General features: G+C 40.2%; 17 protein-coding genes. 2 read left to right on the forward strand and 15 right to left on the reverse strand.

Annotation, left to right across the window (positions count from 1 at the left end):
- Window position 1: 1 nt before the first annotated feature.
- Together PGP85_RS07300 and PGP85_RS07305 are read right to left on the reverse strand one after the other, a co-directional pair.
- Window positions 2-1,612 (reverse strand): ABC transporter permease, encoded by a 1,611-nt coding sequence (locus PGP85_RS07300; RefSeq protein ID WP_270326814.1) that lies wholly within the window; start codon window positions 1,610-1,612, stop codon window positions 2-4.
- Complete coding sequence (locus tag PGP85_RS07305) at window positions 1,602-2,519, reverse strand: ABC transporter ATP-binding protein (RefSeq protein ID WP_270326815.1); 918 nt, start codon at window positions 2,517-2,519, stop codon at window positions 1,602-1,604. Before PGP85_RS07305 ends, PGP85_RS07300 begins: the two co-directional genes overlap by 11 nt.
- A gap of 276 nt (window positions 2,520-2,795) precedes the next feature.
- Here PGP85_RS07305 and PGP85_RS07310 point away from each other — a divergent pair, with 276 nt between their 5' ends.
- Window positions 2,796-3,467, forward strand: coding sequence for a DUF998 domain-containing protein (locus PGP85_RS07310; RefSeq protein ID WP_270326818.1), 672 nt, complete (start codon window positions 2,796-2,798; stop codon window positions 3,465-3,467).
- Between the two features lie 48 nt (window positions 3,468-3,515).
- On the opposite strand, the gene PGP85_RS07315 is transcribed toward PGP85_RS07310, so the two are convergent.
- From PGP85_RS07315 to PGP85_RS07350, 8 genes are all read right to left on the reverse strand, one after another.
- Window positions 3,516-4,280, reverse strand: a complete 765-nt coding sequence (locus PGP85_RS07315; protein ID WP_270326820.1) for an acyl-CoA dehydratase activase — start codon at window positions 4,278-4,280, stop codon at window positions 3,516-3,518.
- Window positions 4,268-5,446, reverse strand: a complete 1,179-nt coding sequence (locus tag PGP85_RS07320; protein WP_287035100.1) for a double-cubane-cluster-containing anaerobic reductase — start codon at window positions 5,444-5,446, stop codon at window positions 4,268-4,270. The genes PGP85_RS07315 and PGP85_RS07320 overlap by 13 nt, the downstream gene beginning before the upstream one ends.
- Window positions 5,447-5,971: 525 nt before the next feature.
- On the reverse strand, window positions 5,972-6,469 hold the full coding sequence (locus PGP85_RS07325; protein WP_270326824.1) for a GyrI-like domain-containing protein: 498 nt from the start codon (window positions 6,467-6,469) through the stop codon (window positions 5,972-5,974).
- 104 nt (window positions 6,470-6,573) lie between these two features.
- Complete coding sequence (locus tag PGP85_RS07330) at window positions 6,574-7,869, reverse strand: sensor histidine kinase (protein ID WP_270326825.1); 1,296 nt, start codon at window positions 7,867-7,869, stop codon at window positions 6,574-6,576.
- A gap of 14 nt (window positions 7,870-7,883) precedes the next feature.
- The gene (locus PGP85_RS07335; RefSeq protein ID WP_270326826.1) at window positions 7,884-8,597 is read right to left on the reverse strand and encodes a LytR/AlgR family response regulator transcription factor; all 714 of its coding nucleotides are present in this window, start codon (window positions 8,595-8,597) and stop codon (window positions 7,884-7,886) included.
- A gap of 245 nt (window positions 8,598-8,842) precedes the next feature.
- Entirely contained in the window at window positions 8,843-9,496 is a 654-nt protein-coding gene (locus PGP85_RS07340) for a TerC family protein (RefSeq protein ID WP_270326828.1), read from the reverse strand.
- A 138-nt stretch (window positions 9,497-9,634) separates the two neighbouring features.
- The gene (locus PGP85_RS07345) at window positions 9,635-10,057 is read right to left on the reverse strand and encodes a DUF2000 domain-containing protein (RefSeq protein WP_090403113.1); all 423 of its coding nucleotides are present in this window, start codon (window positions 10,055-10,057) and stop codon (window positions 9,635-9,637) included.
- A gap of 1 nt (window position 10,058) precedes the next feature.
- Complete coding sequence (locus tag PGP85_RS07350) at window positions 10,059-10,862, reverse strand: helix-turn-helix domain-containing protein (RefSeq protein ID WP_270326829.1); 804 nt, start codon at window positions 10,860-10,862, stop codon at window positions 10,059-10,061.
- A 133-nt stretch (window positions 10,863-10,995) separates the two neighbouring features.
- Here PGP85_RS07350 and PGP85_RS07355 point away from each other — a divergent pair, with 133 nt between their 5' ends.
- Window positions 10,996-11,736, forward strand: coding sequence for a DNA alkylation repair protein (locus PGP85_RS07355; RefSeq protein ID WP_270326830.1), 741 nt, complete (start codon window positions 10,996-10,998; stop codon window positions 11,734-11,736).
- A 70-nt stretch (window positions 11,737-11,806) separates the two neighbouring features.
- On the opposite strand, the gene PGP85_RS07360 is transcribed toward PGP85_RS07355, so the two are convergent.
- The 5 genes from PGP85_RS07360 to PGP85_RS07380 form a co-directional block, all read right to left on the reverse strand.
- Window positions 11,807-14,002: an immunoglobulin-like domain-containing protein gene (locus tag PGP85_RS07360; protein ID WP_270326832.1), complete on the reverse strand. Its 2,196-nt coding sequence runs from the start codon at window positions 14,000-14,002 to the stop codon at window positions 11,807-11,809.
- A 135-nt stretch (window positions 14,003-14,137) separates the two neighbouring features.
- Window positions 14,138-14,368, reverse strand: coding sequence for a hypothetical protein (locus PGP85_RS07365; RefSeq protein ID WP_010740881.1), 231 nt, complete (start codon window positions 14,366-14,368; stop codon window positions 14,138-14,140).
- Window positions 14,369-14,386: 18 nt separating this feature from the next.
- Window positions 14,387-14,974 carry a TetR/AcrR family transcriptional regulator gene (locus PGP85_RS07370; protein WP_010740882.1) on the reverse strand — a complete coding sequence of 196 codons (588 nt, stop codon included), beginning with the start codon at window positions 14,972-14,974 and terminating at the stop codon, window positions 14,387-14,389.
- Window positions 14,975-15,127: 153 nt separating this feature from the next.
- The gene (locus PGP85_RS07375; protein ID WP_010740883.1) at window positions 15,128-15,835 is read right to left on the reverse strand and encodes an N-acetylmannosamine-6-phosphate 2-epimerase; all 708 of its coding nucleotides are present in this window, start codon (window positions 15,833-15,835) and stop codon (window positions 15,128-15,130) included.
- 130 nt (window positions 15,836-15,965) lie between these two features.
- Window positions 15,966-16,634, reverse strand: a complete 669-nt coding sequence (locus PGP85_RS07380; protein ID WP_010740884.1) for a ribulose-phosphate 3-epimerase — start codon at window positions 16,632-16,634, stop codon at window positions 15,966-15,968.
- Window positions 16,635-16,648 lie beyond the last annotated feature (14 nt).

Genomic DNA, 16,648 nt, shown 5'->3' on the forward strand with positions numbered 1-16,648 from the left:
ATCACTCCAAGTCCCGCTTATTGTAGCCTACTATACCGATAATCGTCAAAATGAGAAATACAGCAAATAAGAGAAGCGTCACAGTAACATCTAACTTTTCAGTCGGTACTTTTCCAACCCAGCCTAAAGGTGAAATATTCGCCACATCATCCGAGAGATTCAATAATGGTCCAAACATTTTTACTAAAATACTGGCCGCTAAATAAACCCACAGAACATTGGTCAATTTTGGCAATGCTCCTGTTAGGAAAATTGCAACTCCAACAAAAAATAGGACAGCTGGTAAAAATCCCAACATAGTTTCCCAAAAGTACTTCATCGCGATTGGATTCGCTAACGTGCTGTTTCCAACAAAGAATGCTCCGGCTAAAGTTATCGCAAACACGACTACACTAACAAGGATTCCTACACTAAAATAGCTCAAAGCCAAACGCGTCTTAGAAATACTTTTTGAATGAAGGATTTCCAAATAGCCTTTTTTATCATCGGCTTTCAACCGGAAGATGATCAAAATACCGCTGATAGCTGCGATCGCTACGAAAAATAAAGCCAACATATTCAGGAAGTTTAAAATCAATTCCCGATTGGCCGCATTGATTTGTGTCACACCGAGAATTTTTCGATAGGTCGGATTCGATCCGATGATATCTCCAATTGTACTGAAAACTGAACCATAAGCAGCACCTAAAATAAAACCGCCAAAAATCCAGCCAACAATACTATTGCGCTCAATCGATAAAACCAATCCTATCGGCGAAGACAATAATTTCCCGGCTTTCCCATGACCATTACGTGTACTTAAAACGCCGCTGCCAATATCGCGTGTGCCAACAATCTTGATTGCAATCGCTAGGCAGATCACTCCAAAACCCAGCATCATCACAACAGGCAACCAATGATCATCCGTATAGATTGCCGTTTTTTGAATCCAGCCTACTGGTGAAAGCCACGTCCATTTCGGATCACTGACATCTGTCATCATCCGAACGATATAAAAGAAACCATACAAACCGTAACTCATGAAATTAGCACTGCGAGAATTATTCGCCAACTGCGCTATCAATAAACTGATAAAACCAAACATGATCCCTATGCTTGCGATACTGACACCCATCAGAATATCGCCTCGCATCGTTGCCCCATTCAGCTCCGCAGCAATCAGACTGACGACGTATAAAAGGCCCATCAATCCATTGATCAAAAGAATTTCCAGCGCCGTTGCGTAAGTTGGTGCCAAGCGTCCAACTGTCCGCGACCGAATCATTTCCAATAATCCTGAGTCTTCTTCAGCCCGAGTGTTTGAGATGGCCAATGAGATATTCATAAAGACCATAAACATCCCCATGAAAACTAACATTTCCGAGGCGAAAACATTAGCCGTCGTGTAGGGTTTCGTTGCCGAAAATTCGCCAAAAAGCGAGACCATCGCTGGTGTTTTTAACGTTTCAACGATCGCATTAATATCTGTCTGGGTGCCAAACAAAACATTGAATTTAGTAGCTGCTGAAGCAAATAGTCCCACTAAAATAGCGATCCAAACAAGATGCTTGATCCGATTTTGCTTCAGGTTGGCTCTTAGCAAATAACCCGTTTTTGCTCCGCTACCCTTCATGAGAATCAGCCCCTTGTTTTTCATAATAACGCATAAATAAATCTTCTAACGTTGGCGGTGTAGAGGTCAGATTAACGATTTGTTTTTCCGCCAAAAAGTTCATAATTTGAGTCATCTGTTCCCGATCAACAGAAAGTACCGCTTGCTGGTGTACTTCCTCAGAAAAATCAACTTTGTGCACGCCCGGCAACTGTTCCACTCCATCTAGCGGCATTTTGGTTTCTACCGTAATCTCCATCCGCGTTAAGTGACGCATTGAAGTCAAGTCGCCTGTCTCAATGATTTCACCTTCTCGAATAATTGCGATCCGGTCACACATCTTTTCAACTTCGGATAAAATATGACTGGAGAGCAGAATACTTTTACCGGCTTCTTTTAATTTCATGACTTCTTCTTGAAATGATTTCTCATTTAAGGGATCTAATCCAGAAGTCGGTTCATCAAAAATGTACAACTCGGCTTCTTGGGACAAGGCTGCCACTAAAGCAATTTTTTGACGGTTCCCCTTCGAATATGTTCGCGCTTTTTTCTTTGGGTCCAACTGAAATTTTTCAATCAAATCTTCTGTCTTCTTCGTACGCTTCTGACCATTCAATCGTAAGAGCAAGTCAATAATCTCGCCCCCAGTCAAATTCGGCCAAAGATAGACATCGCCGGGTACATAAGAAATATCTTTATGAATCTCGGTATCATCTTTCCAAACATCTTTGCCAAAGATCGTTGCTTGTCCACCAGATTTTTTCAACATGCCTAGCAGAATTCGAATCGTCGTAGATTTTCCTGAACCATTTGGTCCAATAAAACCTAAAACCTCGCCCTTATTCACATCGAAAGTAACATCTTTCAACGCCTGAAACTTGCCAAACTTTTTTTCCACCTTACTCAATGACACAACTTGATTTCCCATCAATTTCACCCCTATTTTGAATGGTTAAATTTCTCAATCGCGAAACTGCAACAACTTGTCTTCACGGTCCAACCAGTAATAGAACTTATCTCCTTACCATATCTCTATACCGTGAGAATACTCTCTTTTGACTCGTCGGTCAATGACTAGCGAGTCAATTTGAAATCAAAATTTTTCAATGCGGGAAAGAAAATGAAAAAGACTGACTTCCCCTTATTTCTCGTGTTTTAAACAAAAATACAGTATCATAAAGAAAACTTTCGTAAGGAGCATTCGATGACTTTTTTGAAGAAACTTTCCCCGCTATTTTTAATTCTCGCAGTTGTCGGTGACTTTTCATTGCCTTATTATTTAGGACGTTTCTATCCTGGTTTTGATCAAGCAACGATGATCATTAGTCAACTTGGTGAAGCAACCAGCCCTGTTCAAACATATTTTAATCGCGGCTCGATCGTTACTGGTACTTTGTTTGTTTTATCGAGTTTTGGCGTATACAGTTTTTTTCAGTCAGAATCAAAACGTTTAGCAAAAATCTTGGCGGGGGCCATTGCACTCTATGGTTTTGGCGACTGCATTCTCACTGGGTTAGTAAAAATCAGCGATTCGGCCAGTTTCTTTAGTCCAGCCTATTTTTTGCACGCTGCTTTTTCAGGATGCTCCATGGTGGCAATGATGTTTGTCCCATTATTGTTGGCCTATCAGGCAGCACTCAAACAACAAAGAGCCACGGCGATTTTCTACTCTATCTGTCTAATTGGTTCGATTATTGCCTTGATTCTATTTGCGGCGTATTACTTGCCGCTGATCGGCAGATTCCTTTCTTCTACGCGCGGCTTTTGGCAGCGGCTTTCCCTGTTCTTCCTTTACCTGCCGGCACTTAGTATTGCTATTAGACAATTCGCTTCATTTTTTGAAAATTCATCGACCAAAAGTCGAGAAAATAGCTAGACAGGACAAACAAAAAGGATGCGGCTGTTTTTAGCCACATCCTTTTACTCATCTTAATTTTTTTAAGCCAATCTGTGCCGCTCCAATCGCTCCGGCATATTGAGACAACTCATCTCGCCTTACTGGTGCTGCTACATATTGTTCTAGGACTTTTGCAAAGATAGTACTTTTCGAAAGGCCACCTGTAAAGAGCACTTCTTCTCCGCGAACAGGTCTTAGTTTGGAGTATTGACTGCTGATCCGTTGTGCTATCGAGTGTAAGACACCTAATGCAATATCTTCTCGATCCTCTCCCTTTGAAATTAAACCAATAACTTCTGATTCGGCAAAAACCGTACACATACTATTGATCGTAACTGGTTTTGCACTCTGAACAAATTGATCCAAATCCGAAATATCTTCACCTAAGGTTCGCATCATAACTTCGACAAAACGTCCGGTTCCCGCGGCACACCGATCATTCATACTGAATTCCACCACGTTGCCTTTGCCATTTAGCTGAATTGTTTTGCAGTCTTGACCGCCGATATCAATCACTTGTTTCACTCCGGGATGGAGGTATTCCGCCCCCTTGCCGTGACAAGTAATCTCTGTAACCACCAAATCGGCAGGCAGCAGCTTCCTGCCATAACCGGTCGTCACAAGCTTCAAATCATTCAGCACATAACTTCGTTTAAAATAATCAACAACATCCATCATAGCACCTTTGGGATTTCCAGCGGTCGGGATCAAATATTTATCGATGAACTCTTCGTTTGAAAAAAGCACACCCTTTGTAGTCGTAGAACCAGAATCTAAACCTATTGTGTACATACAGCCTCTTCCTCTAACATTTCGATAAACGCGGTTACGCGGGTGTTGATTTGTTCGATATCTGAAGTTGAATAATCTGTCTCCAAATACATGTATGGAATATGTTTCTCTTCATTCAAGAAGCGTTTGATTTTTAACGATTCGACTGAAAATGGAATACAATTTTGCAGGACCATATCGATCACGCCATCTACTTGATAGTCGTCGATCATTTGGCTAAGCAAATCTTTTCGCGGCTGGTTGTTCGACATACAGGCACAACCGATGTTAATGTATTTATCCGTCAATGCCTGATAAACATCTTCTTCGTTTTCATCAACTAAACGTTCAACTGCTTTAGCCACTGTACAGTTTTCATAAGCAACCACTAATCCGCCATTTTCTTCGATCGCACGAATAACCTTTTCTGTAACACCGCCCATTGGTGAACCAGTTACTAAGATCCGCGGCTTAGCATCCAACCGTTCGCCGGCCTCATATTGCTGTTTGACCTTCGCTGTCGTTTCTTCCAGCATTTGGATAACTTCTTCTTTGTCGAATTTATATTGCGAACCGTACATAACTTTGAAAATTTCTTGTCCGCTGATTGCGGGCGGATTTAATTGACCGAGACGATAGAAATTTTGTTTCGCTTGACGCTCACGATTTTTCAACACGATCGCCTCGTGGATTTTCTCATCAGTAATTTCCACTCCCAAGAAGTCTTCCAGCTTTTCTTTGAAACGGACCATCTCGCTGTACCAAAGCTTTTTGCTGGCTTCGCTATCTCTCGTATGAGGCAGATGCATCAAATACGTATCTTTGAATTCCTCCATATACTCATACATTTTTTTCTTTCCATCACAAGTCGTTTCTCCAACCACTAAATCGGAAAAATAAAAATACGGGCATTTATCGGTCTTGCCGAAACCATAACTCGATTTAATCAGTGGGCAAAGATTCCGCGGCAAATCTTCCTCTGCATCGGGAATCGTTTCATCTGAAGTTGAACACAGACTGATTTGGATCGCACCGCCAGCTAATACCAATTCCTCCGGCATAAAGGTACAATACACACCTACGACTGGTTTGCCTTGTTCTTTAATATCTTTAACCGCTAAAAAGCCTTGTCTTCTGGCCTCGCCAAAATCATCAAAAATCTCTGGTAAACTTGTTTTTAATTCCACATTATCCATCCCTTTCTCATTTTGAGGTATTTCTTTTGAACCACAGGTAATTTTGCTAAGCATAATAATGTACGTATTAGACACAGCAATTCAGTATTTCTCCTCAACAGAAAAGAGCACACCAAAAAAGGCCTGCTCCTGGATAAGTAGCTATTTAAACGTATCCGAGGAGGAAAAATATTTGGTTGACGCGCTTAGAACCTCTAAGTTTTCTGGCACTCAAAGTCATCGTCTAAACATTATTTCCACCTCCTGATGCGTTTCAATCAATTTTTTCATTGATGTCCTCATATGACATCCGTAAAGTTTGTGTAAGCATTTACAATATCTAGCTACAGTATAACGAAGGCAAAATGTCCCCGCAAGGCTTCCAAAAGAGAATCGTTCTCATTCCAATGCAAATATTCAAACAGATTAGAAATTAGAATATAAATGGGTTTTGAGCTAATCTTTTTAAAGAATTATTTGATTTTCTACAAAAAAACGTTCAAAATCATAAAGATCTTGAACGTTGTCTAACTCGTTTTATTTTCTTTTAACCGGTACCCAAATCTCCATGTTTTCACCTTGCGTATAGACCTCTAAATCCGGTCCGCCGGATGACATTTCGCCTGTCATGTAGCCTGTATTCAACAGCTCGAATTCTTCTGACTCAGGTCCCCATTTTGTGACGATCTCGACTTGAGTCATTCCAGCCGTTTTGCCTGTGCATGGGAAAACAGCCCAAGTATTCGCAGGTACTTCTACTTCTTCCATCCCTTCAGGTGCTTCAGCAGTCGTGGCCGCAGCGATATAGTAATCAAATTTTTTACTATCTTCGGGATCAACATTATAGAAACTCGCGCCGATCACACCAAACGGTTCCCGATCAATCAACGGGGCAACTGCCTCCTGCTTATTTCCCGAAATAAAACTATTCCAGAAGGCTTCGCAATCTTTCATCCCTTGCTGGTTTTCGTTTGTGGACCCCATTTTCACGCCGACTAATTTGAAATTCTCCAATTCTACGATTCTGTTTTCCATTTTTCATTCCTCCAATTAGTTGTTTGTTTCTCTTTGCTACACTCATAATTTAGCATTTTAAATGGAGGTTTTTAGCAGCTTGTCATGTTTGCTTAGGTTTCTCGTCATGTTTGCTCAAACAAGTTGAATGATAGTTTAAATGAATAATCATCGCTTTCATAATTTAACCGACCATGATGGTTTTCGACGATTTCTCGAATCGATTTCATACCAATTCCATGATTAGCCGAATCTTGTTTTCGAGTCGTTAAGGACGTGACTCTCCCCTCTGTGCTGTTCTCACAGGAAACGACCAATGAATGATTAAAATAGATCATTTTTAATTGAATATATTTTCGCTTTTGACATTGCTCACAGGCTTCCCGGGCATTATCTAAAATATTTCCGATCAAAGAAGACAAATCTGCATCGGAAAAGTTCATTGTTTCTGGGCATTTGATTTCGAACTCACAAGTAATCCCCGCTTGCTTGATTAATTGATAATGAAGACGCAGTAAAGCATTTACTCCAGTATGCTGAGTAAATGAAGGCAATTCACTTGAATCTAGCTGTTGAATCAAATCATTAATTTGCTGATTCGCGGTTTGCTCATTATTCATATCCAAGTAACCGACAATCGAATACAATTGATTCTTCAAGTCATGCTTTATTTTTCGAACCTCTTGTTGATGCTTTTCGACCTGTTGATAATACTCCTCTAATAACTCATGCCGCTGCTCTTGTAATTGGTATTCCTGATTCTTTTTGTATAGATTATCTGACATCTCGAAACCCAGATAGAACAATCCCAGCAATAAGATGAAACTTCCCATTAAAAAATAATCCTTAGTCAAAAATTGATTCGTGCTCATCACACTAATGACTAATATTCCTAAGGATAGGCTGCAAATAGACGCAATCAATAACTGAATAATCGAGAAATTCCGCTGGATCGAGATATCTCTTTTCTTTCTCACCGACCAGAAAGAAAAGATCAAGAGAAAATTGATCAGCATCGCAATTCGGTTCCCAACTCCACTCTCAACAATGAGATTCAACATATTATCGATGGGGAAAACTATCCGCGCCAAGAATGCTAAAACGCCTTCACTGATGACTGTAAATACAATAAACAAGATAGCAACCAAACACTTTTGATACCCTCTCCCTTTAAAGAAAAATTGAACACAAATCATAAAGAACAGTGTGCTAAACAAGTTGAGAACAGGTCGTAAATTTCCTGCATCCGGATTATTCGCAAAAATATTAATAAAGTAAAAAGGAATAACCGCTAAATAAATTAGTAAAAAAAGAGCGCGTTTTGGAACCCATGACTTCACTGGAAAGAAGCTGGAAAATAATAAACCCGAATTTAATGTACATAAAATTGTAACTGGAACAAAATTTTCTAAAAATGCCATTAGTATTCCTCTCTTTAGCGTGATAAGACAAACTGTTGAAATTGCTGATGGAAGGAAGCATGAAATTTTTTACTAATCGGCAGTTTTTCACCAGCTTTTAAATAAACTGAATTGCTTTCTACCGTGTTCAAGTATTCAAGATTAATGATAATCGAATTATGAATCTGGGCGAAAAGGATTCCCTGTACTTGTTCACGTGCATCCTTCAGGGTTCCATAATACTCATAGGTTTCTCCTTCGGTCGTATGTAAAAAGATTTTTCGACCAGAGCTCTCTATGTAACTAATTTGAGATAAAAAAAAGGTATAAATCTTCTTTTGTGCCACGAACTGGAAGACCCCTTTACGCTTCTGTAAATAACGAACCGCTGAAGACAAAATACCTAAAGCCTTCTCAGTTTCAAAGGGTTTGACAATAAATTGAAATGCCAATACTTCAAAAGCTTCTGACATTAATTCCGAATGGCTCGTCATAAAAATAATCACCGCATCTGAATCTGTTTCTCGAATTTGCGCAGCCGTTTTTAACCCATCTGTCCCTGCCATCTCGATATCTAAAAGATACATATGAAAAAAGTTGGGCTGTTGTTCTAAGAAGTCTAACAAAGCATCTCCTGAAAAGAAAACCTCTGTGTTGTATTTACCTGTCTCTCCATGGAAGACTTGATCAACTAATTCTTCCACCTGACCACTCATTCGATGATCATCATCACATATAGCTATATTCATCTGCCTCTCCTTTGTTAGCGTTTTCTTTAGTATACCTGAGTTTCCGCCGTCGTTGTTTTCAAATTATCATTTCAGTCCTGGTTCTTTTGAATTTTTTGTATATAACTGTCCGTTGATGCACTCCTAACTAACAGTCTCGATACTAAGTTGACTCTGAACCAAAACAACAAATAGGAAGTTTTTAGTAAATAAAAAGAACCGCTGCAATTGATTTGCAACAGTTCTGCCAACTTTAAAATATTCAATTAAGATTTTTTGCGATTAAATAGGAAATACATCCCTGCCAACAAGACACAAGAAGCAAGGGAAATGATATGACCATGACTTAAGCCGTGTAAAATATGGGCGATAAAATTATCCTCCACTAGCATTGATCCTGCTGTGTAAGCAATCAATAGAGCACCGATCCAAATCAGCCAAGGGAAACGATCCATTAATTTTAAGATAATCTGACTGCCAAAAATTACGATAGGAATACTAATAATCAGGCCTAAAACCGCCAACATAAAGTGTCCATCCGCCACACCGGCAATCGCTAAAACATTATCCAAGCTCATGACCAGATCGGCAATAATAATCGTGCGAACTGCTGATAAAAGTGTTGTTTCACTTTTGACATTCGCTTCTTCCCCATTGGATTTCAACAAATCATAGGCGATATAAAATAAAAGGATACTCCCGATAATTTTCACATAAGGTACAGTCAATAATTCCACAGCAATCAACATCAAAAGAATTCGCAATACGACCGCACCGGCAGTCCCGATCACAATCGCCTTATTCTGTGAGGCCGCTGGTAATTTTCTTGTTGCCAGTGCAATTACCACCGCATTATCCCCGCTTAATATCAAATTTAATACAATGATCGAAAGAACCTTCGATATTATTTCAATACTCATTAGAACACTCCACATTTCTAGTTCATTTTATCGATTTATTCCAACTATAAAATGTTGGATAAATAAATCATCTTGTCTAAAATACCACTAGTTACTGAAAAAAGCATGAAAATGAACTAATGATTCTGTTTGAGTGTTTTATCGCAGCAAAGGCAAGCTGCCCGTCAATTTATTAACCTGCTTCTTATTGCCAAATAGCGTGAGTCCAAAATAATCGATTGCCGATTCAGGAACCTTGGTCATTTTGTCGATGTATTCGTTGTAGGTTTTACAACCTTGCGCGACATCGAAAAAGTCAACGACCGTCACCTGTTCAAAATTTGGTTCATACAATCGTCCCCGCATGTTTCGTAAAAAATCTCGATTGCCCTTTAGGATTGGAATTGGAAATTCTATGATCCCCTGATGCTGATACCCGCTTTGATCAATTACATCTTGACCAACGACTTCGGGAAAAAGTTTCCCGATCGTTACCCCCATGACTGCCGTACTATTAGCAATAATTCCCAACGGCATCGTTTCATCTACCACCATGACACATTTCAACTCGTTGACTGACATCTTATTCCTCATTTCCTCTAACAAAAATTCTGCGATACTGATTAGGGGTCAAACCAATGAAACGACTAAAATAATTTGTAAAATGACTTTGGTCAGAAAAGCCCGTTCGGTCCGCTATTTCAATCAAACTGCAGCCTTGTTCCAATAATTCTTTCGCTTTGACGATCCGATAAGTTTCCAGATAACGATAAGGGGTAATTCCCTTTTCTCGTGTAAACTGGCGAACCAGCGAATGCTTGTTTAAATGAACGAGCTGACAAAGCTGGTCCAACGTAATTTTTTGATCGTAGTGCGTCTCCAAGTATTCACAAATCATCGTAATCGGTTCTTTGTCGTTCACCGCTGCTAGATTTGTTTCCTGTGAATATTTCTGAAGCAGCTCCTCAATAAACAAGATAAACAGCGTTTCCTTGGCTTCAGCTTCGCTCTCGTTCCTGATTGCGCAATGCAGCTGTTGAAAATCTTCAGCCAAATCGGTTTGAGCCTGCATCGGTGACAAAAATCGAGGAAATTCTGTTCCTGAAAAGGGTAGAAAAATTTCCTTTTTAAGATTGATGCATCGATAAGTCAATCGACTGCCATTGATTCCTTCGCAGCTATGATTGTCGTAAGGATTGAACGTCAATAAATCTCCTGGTTCAAGTGTATACTCTTGGTTATTCACGATCATTCTTCGCTCGCCTTCTTCGATCAGACCAACCACATAATAGTCATGAAAATGATTCGGAAAGTTTTGCGATACGCCAGTGAATGAATAGGCCTCTACGCCCAAATCTTCGTCATAGCAAATAATTTTCTGATTCATAGCCGTTCCCCCTTTCTTGTTCTAATTGTAGCAAGTCCAACGTCAGCCTGCTTGGAAGATATTGACCAATTAAAAAAACGAAAGTGAATCTATGGTATCATCGAAATAAAGACTCGATTGGAGGCGGATACATTTGAAACATAAAGATCATTACAACGATCAATACATTTTGGACCTTTCAGAAAAATTAACTCAAGCAATCCCTGATTTCCCTGCGACCATTTTTTCTAACGAGCTGATCGGCAACTTGGAAGATAAAGAATTATTTGCTCGCTTTGATTTTATTGTCGACGCATTAGAGAAAAACCTAAGCGAGAACTATTCTGAAAATATCCAAGCCTTTTGTAAAATTCTCGGCCCCGAACTTGAACAATCCACGGGAATGTTCAGTTTTGGCTGGTGGCTTTGGCCGATTGGCCGTTATGTAGAACGACACGGTAATGAAAACTGGCAAGTCTCATTAGATTTTTTAAAGGAACTAACAAAGCGTTTTACTGGTGAATATGCGATTCGACCCTTATTGAAAGAGCATCCGCAAGAAGTGATGGATGAATTGATTCGCTGGAGCCAAGAAGATAATGTGCATGTTCGCAGACTTGCCTGCGAAGGTGTTCGAACGCGTTTGCCTTGGTCAGAAAAAATTTTCGTTGCCCTTGAAGAATTTGATCGTTACGCCATCATTCTGACGAACCTAAAGGATGATCCGGAAAAATTTGTGCAAAAAAGTGTTGGAAATAATCTTAATGATCTCTACAAAGATGCCCCTGAAAAGGCGGATTATTTGATCAGCGAATGGCAAAAAATACCCAGCAGCAAAGCCCAAGAATGGATTGTCAAACACGGCCGCAGAAATCAAAAAAAGTCCGAAGCCTAATCCTCTCCCAATAAACGCAAAAAAGCCTTCCCCTTTTTCAAATCGAAAGAAGAGGAAGGCTTTGGAGGATCTAGTTTTCTCGCTTAGCTTTTCTAAGAACAAATGCTAATAGGACCATTACCCCACCTATCACAGATACTAATAGGCTGCCGGTTTGTTCACCGGTTTTTGGCAGCTGCTTGCCAGTTTGGGTTGTAACTTTTGTAGGCAAAGCTTTATTAGTCGTTGTTGTTCCTGAAACATTTTTCGTTTCATCATTTGTTTTATTCGGATCTGCTTTAGGCTCTTCAGCAGTTCTGTTCTTCACTGTTAAAGTGATTGTCTTTGCTGTTTCTTCCCCTTCTGGAGTAGACGCATAAAACTCAATTTTATGTTCGCCGGTTTCTACTAGAGTATTATCCGCCAACTTCACCTTGATTTCTCCATTAAGAACTTTGAATCCATCAATTGAGTCTTCAGGATTTTCGGTCTTAGCCCATTCCATGATCATGTCTTCGTTTAATTTATCGCCGACATATAGAACTTTGTCTTCGACTAGGATTTTTGGTGTGCGTTTTTCTGATTTTTCTTTTACAGTCACATCCATCACTCGCGTAATCGTTGCGCCTGACGCAGCCAAAGCTGTATAAGTAACTTTATAGTTCCCAGGTTTTGTATTGTCTACATTAGAATCAGCCCAGACCCCTACACTGCCTGATGCACTAGCTTTGGCCAATTTTTCCTCTTTGCCTGCTGAATTCATCACATATGCCTGAGCAAAACTATACGGATCAAACGCTTGTCCTACTTCAAGACTCAGGGTTGGTTGAACATCTATTCTAATCGTTTCATTCGTATCCAGAATAGTAATCGTTACTATTTTTTTGGTGACTGTATTGTATTCTGAAACAACCGCGATTTCGACCGCTAGCTTACCAGGTTTGTCTGTCGAATGCTGACCAGCTACTGCGATATTTGCCGTTGCAGTTGGTACTTGAGTTCCGTCTGGCTTTCTAACCACGATCCGATCACGAATTGCTTGGACGTAATCACTGCCCTTTGGCAAACTAAAATCAGCGATCTCTATTGAATACATCCCAATATTATCTTCAACTACACGAATAATCACGCTTTGAGTTGCCGTATTCCCTTGCGAATTTGTTACGGAATAAGTGAGTAAATACTCTCCAGCTGTAGTTGTATCTACTGTTCCTGTATGTGTAATTTTTGCGGTGATATCACCATCCGTTTTGTCTGTGGCACTGACACCTTTCATCGGATCAAAGCTGTCGCCTTTACGGATACTTTGTGTTGGCAAAACATTGATTGCCGGATGTGTATTTGTTGGTTCATTTGGCGGAAAAACTTCAACATCTAAAGGTTTTACTTCGGCCTTCTCTGTACTGGTTGTTGTAGAAGGCGTTTCTTTTCCACCCTCGCTGCTGGTTGTTGTTTCTGTTTTCGGTTTTTCTACAGGCTTAACACTGCTGCTCTCAGTCGCTGGCTTAGTCTCAACAGTAGTGCTTGGAGCCTTGCTGCTACCCGTTGTTGTCCCAGGTACCGCTGGCTGTTGGCTAGGAACAGTCGGCGTCTCTTTTGCCGGTGTAGACAAACTTGGCTGCGTCTTTGCCGCATCCTCTGTTTTTTCGGCTAGCTCACTATCTCGAATCACCTGATTTTGCTCCTTTTGAATAGTACTGATGATAGTGGACATCTGACCGCCTTTTTGCTGGCGAAGCTCATTTTGCAGAACCTCATCAAAGACCGTGGTATCAGATTCCACAACATAATCAATCGTTCCGTTTTTAAATTTGATCTGACGTTTTCGCTGGATCTCCCCTGATGCTGTTCCAGCTGGAGTCTCAAAATGAGCCTCCCCTAAGTCATAATCATAGAAAATGCTAGCGATTGGGGCACGCCAATCATAGATTAGCAGGCCTTGCTCCTTTGTTGAAAAAGAAAATGGCCCGACATAAATTCGTTCCGCTGTCTGCTCCCCTTCATAAACAAAATCAACACGGGTAAAATACGGATTCTTTTTTTGCTTTTCCAGTCGTATCAATTGTTTGCCGCTAACCGATTCTGCTAATTGCTGCTGATCCAAAACTCGAGAATTGATAAACATCTCATGTGGATCGATCTCACCCTTATAATCGACCAAATATTGATGAAATTGCTTTGTCTCCTTTGTAAAATGAATCATTTCTTGTTCAAGACTGGTTTCTTTCTTCTCGATCTCGCTGCGAATCGCTTGCCATTCTTTTTGCTCTTCTGCTAAAACATCCATCCTCATCCACCTCTCCCAAACTTGGTCAAATAACCAGTATAAATGAGAAATGAGCGATTTTTTTCATCAATGTTGCGGTCTTTTTCAACAAAAAAAGACGCTAGAACATGGATTTGTCCTAGCGTTTGAGTTCCATTAATCCTTTAGCTGATAATGTAATGCCGTTGCTCCGGCAAGGCCAATAATGCCTAGCGTGAACATCGCTTTGCTTGATAATAGAACGCCTCCGGCTATCAAACCAACGCCTACCACCGTATTGCTTTTTGCACTTGCCTGCAGACTTCTCTTTGATGGTCGCGGAATCTTTATGGAGACCCCCATATCTTCCGCCATTTTTTCAAAATACTTCGCTGAACTATCAAACATCTTTTTTCCTCCATTCGTTTATTCTTCGGTAAATAATTGGTCACTGATTGTCTCTAGCATAAAAGTAAATACTTCCTCTTGGTCATAAACCGTATTCGTAAGTGTCACTGTATAAAGCAAACTGCTTAGGACTCCAAAAGCCTTCTGCTCGGGTATCGCTAATTTGAGATTCGTGTAATCTAACGTATATTCAAAGAATGACAACGAGCTGTTCGTAAATTCTTCCCGTTCCTCATCATTCAAGCGATTTAACAAGGCCAAAAAATCTGGATTTGAGAAATCATATAAAAAAGGTGCTTGCTGATACTCTCGATATAAGGCAATCATGGCCTCGATAAATCCTTGTTTGTTCGGAGACTTTTTCAATATCGCTATCCAATTATTTCGTAGTCGTTCTTGTACAAAAATAAACGTTTCAAAAAAAAGTTCCTCTTTGTCTTCAAATAAAAGATAAAAAGATCCCGTCGCAATCCCCGTTTCCTTAGTAAGTTCGCCGATCGTTGTTTTTCGATACCCGAACTTAGTCCAGCTTTTTTCGCAAGCAATACAGAGTTTCTTCCTTAAATTGACCTTGTCTTCTTCGGAAAATCCTTTGCTTCTTTTCACTATTTCTAGACCTCCAAACTTCATGAATATATATAATTATGTATTCATGATAAACGATTTAAACCCTTTATGCAATCCCACAATCAGTTTTTTTCACAAAAATAGTCTAGAACGGCAGATTTCACTTCTGCCACTCTAGACTATTTAGTGCAACTAATCATTTTTTGATTTCAATCTTTCTACAAAACGTTCTGTAATTTCCATTGGTCGAGTGATTGCACCGCCTACAACGATCCCTTTCACGCCCATAGCTTGGATTTTTTTCGCTTGCTCCGGTGTATAGATCTGTCCTTCAGCAATAACAGGCACTTCGGCATCGACTAATTTTTCGATCAATTCAAAATCAGGCCCCTGACCTTTGCGCTCCTTAGTTTCTACGGTATAGCCGCTTAACGTCGTTCCGACAAAATCAACACCTGCTTGATAAGCATTTATTCCTTCTTCAAAAGTAGCGATATCTGCCATCAATAATTGCTCAGGATATTTTTCCTTGATCTGTTGGATAAATTGATTGACCGTTAATCCGTCATGACGATTACGGAACGTACAATCTAACGCAATAACTTCTACTCCTGTTGCTGTCAGTTCGTCCACTTCTTGCATACTAGCCGTAATGAACGGCTCTTCCGGCGGATATTGTTTCTTGATCAATCCAATCATTGGCAGATCCACCACCCCTTTGATTTCTTGGATATCTCGTACCGAATTCGCACGGATCGCTGCCGCACCGCCTTCTTTGGCCGCTAACGCCAATAGCGGCATGATTCCGCCATGCTCAGTATATAGTGGCTCACCGGGTAAGGCTTGGCAAGAGACAATTAAGCCGTCTTTTATTTTAGTTAAAAATTCTTCTTTCGTCATTTGTATTTCTCCATTTCAGTCGCATTCCGATTTATATCAATAATAAGAGGTTACCATGGTCAAAAAAATCTGTATAGACAAAAAAATTCCTACCTCAATAATTATTGAGGTAGGAACAACTAGGTTTCTATTAATTCTCACGTAAATTCTGGTTAAAGCTGACAACCTTTTCTCTGTATGAACCAGCACGATCATTGAAAAGTGCAGATGTTCCAACCACATAGATATTCGCACCGATCTTACTGATTGCGGCCGCTGTCTCTGAATAGATGTTGCCGTCAACTTCAATCAGCGGTTTCACCTTTCGCGACTCAAGCTGGCGATTCAACCGCTCAAGCTTTTCTACTACCGCCCATTGAAATTTCTGACCGGCAAATCCGGGATTTACTGTCATGATAAGAATCAGCTCTATGGAATCTAAATAGGGAAAAATTATCTCGATCGGTGTCTCAGGATTTACCGCGATTCCGGCTTTTAGTCCCTTTTCATGGATCTTCTTCAACAATTTAGTTGGTTCTTCAGTCGTTTCAATATGAAAGGTAAGATAATCTGGAGTCAACGGTGCAAACATATCAATATATTTTTCTGGCTCAACACAGGCCAAATGAATATCTGTCGTGAACTTACCAGTCTGAATAATTGGTTCCAGCACGTACGGAGCCATCGCCAAATTGTTTACATACACTCCATCCATCACATCACAATGCAGCCAATCAATCCCGGCTTCTTGCAGATCCTGTAATTCCTGCCCCAATGCCAGTTGATTCCCACACATGATCGATGCCGCAACTTTCTCCATTCGGTTCTCCTCCA

Source organism: Enterococcus malodoratus (assembly GCF_027659535.1).
Classification (GTDB): domain Bacteria; phylum Bacillota; class Bacilli; order Lactobacillales; family Enterococcaceae; genus Enterococcus_A; species Enterococcus_A malodoratus.

Coding starts and splice junctions, on each gene's coding strand:
- PGP85_RS07315 (WP_270326820.1), bottom strand. CDS start 4,280: ATGTACACAATAGGTTTAGATTCTGGTTCTACGACTACAAAGGGTGTG.
- PGP85_RS07335 (WP_270326826.1), bottom strand. CDS start 8,597: ATGAATATAGCTATATGTGATGATGATCATCGAATGAGTGGTCAGGTG.
- PGP85_RS07350 (WP_270326829.1), bottom strand. CDS start 10,862: ATGAATCAGAAAATTATTTGCTATGACGAAGATTTGGGCGTAGAGGCC.
- PGP85_RS07375 (WP_010740883.1), bottom strand. CDS start 15,835: ATGACGAAAGAAGAATTTTTAACTAAAATAAAAGACGGCTTAATTGTC.
- PGP85_RS07340 (WP_270326828.1), bottom strand. CDS start 9,496: ATGAGTATTGAAATAATATCGAAGGTTCTTTCGATCATTGTATTAAAT.
- PGP85_RS07305 (WP_270326815.1), bottom strand. CDS start 2,519: ATGGGAAATCAAGTTGTGTCATTGAGTAAGGTGGAAAAAAAGTTTGGC.
- PGP85_RS07330 (WP_270326825.1), bottom strand. CDS start 7,869: ATGGCATTTTTAGAAAATTTTGTTCCAGTTACAATTTTATGTACATTA.
- PGP85_RS07360 (WP_270326832.1), bottom strand. CDS start 14,002: ATGGATGTTTTAGCAGAAGAGCAAAAAGAATGGCAAGCGATTCGCAGC.
- PGP85_RS07365 (WP_010740881.1), bottom strand. CDS start 14,368: ATGTTTGATAGTTCAGCGAAGTATTTTGAAAAAATGGCGGAAGATATG.
- PGP85_RS07345 (WP_090403113.1), bottom strand. CDS start 10,057: ATGTCAGTCAACGAGTTGAAATGTGTCATGGTGGTAGATGAAACGATG.
- PGP85_RS07380 (WP_010740884.1), bottom strand. CDS start 16,634: ATGGAGAAAGTTGCGGCATCGATCATGTGTGGGAATCAACTGGCATTG.
- PGP85_RS07300 (WP_270326814.1), bottom strand. CDS start 1,612: ATGAAGGGTAGCGGAGCAAAAACGGGTTATTTGCTAAGAGCCAACCTG.
- PGP85_RS07310 (WP_270326818.1), top strand. CDS start 2,796: ATGACTTTTTTGAAGAAACTTTCCCCGCTATTTTTAATTCTCGCAGTT.
- PGP85_RS07325 (WP_270326824.1), bottom strand. CDS start 6,469: ATGGAAAACAGAATCGTAGAATTGGAGAATTTCAAATTAGTCGGCGTG.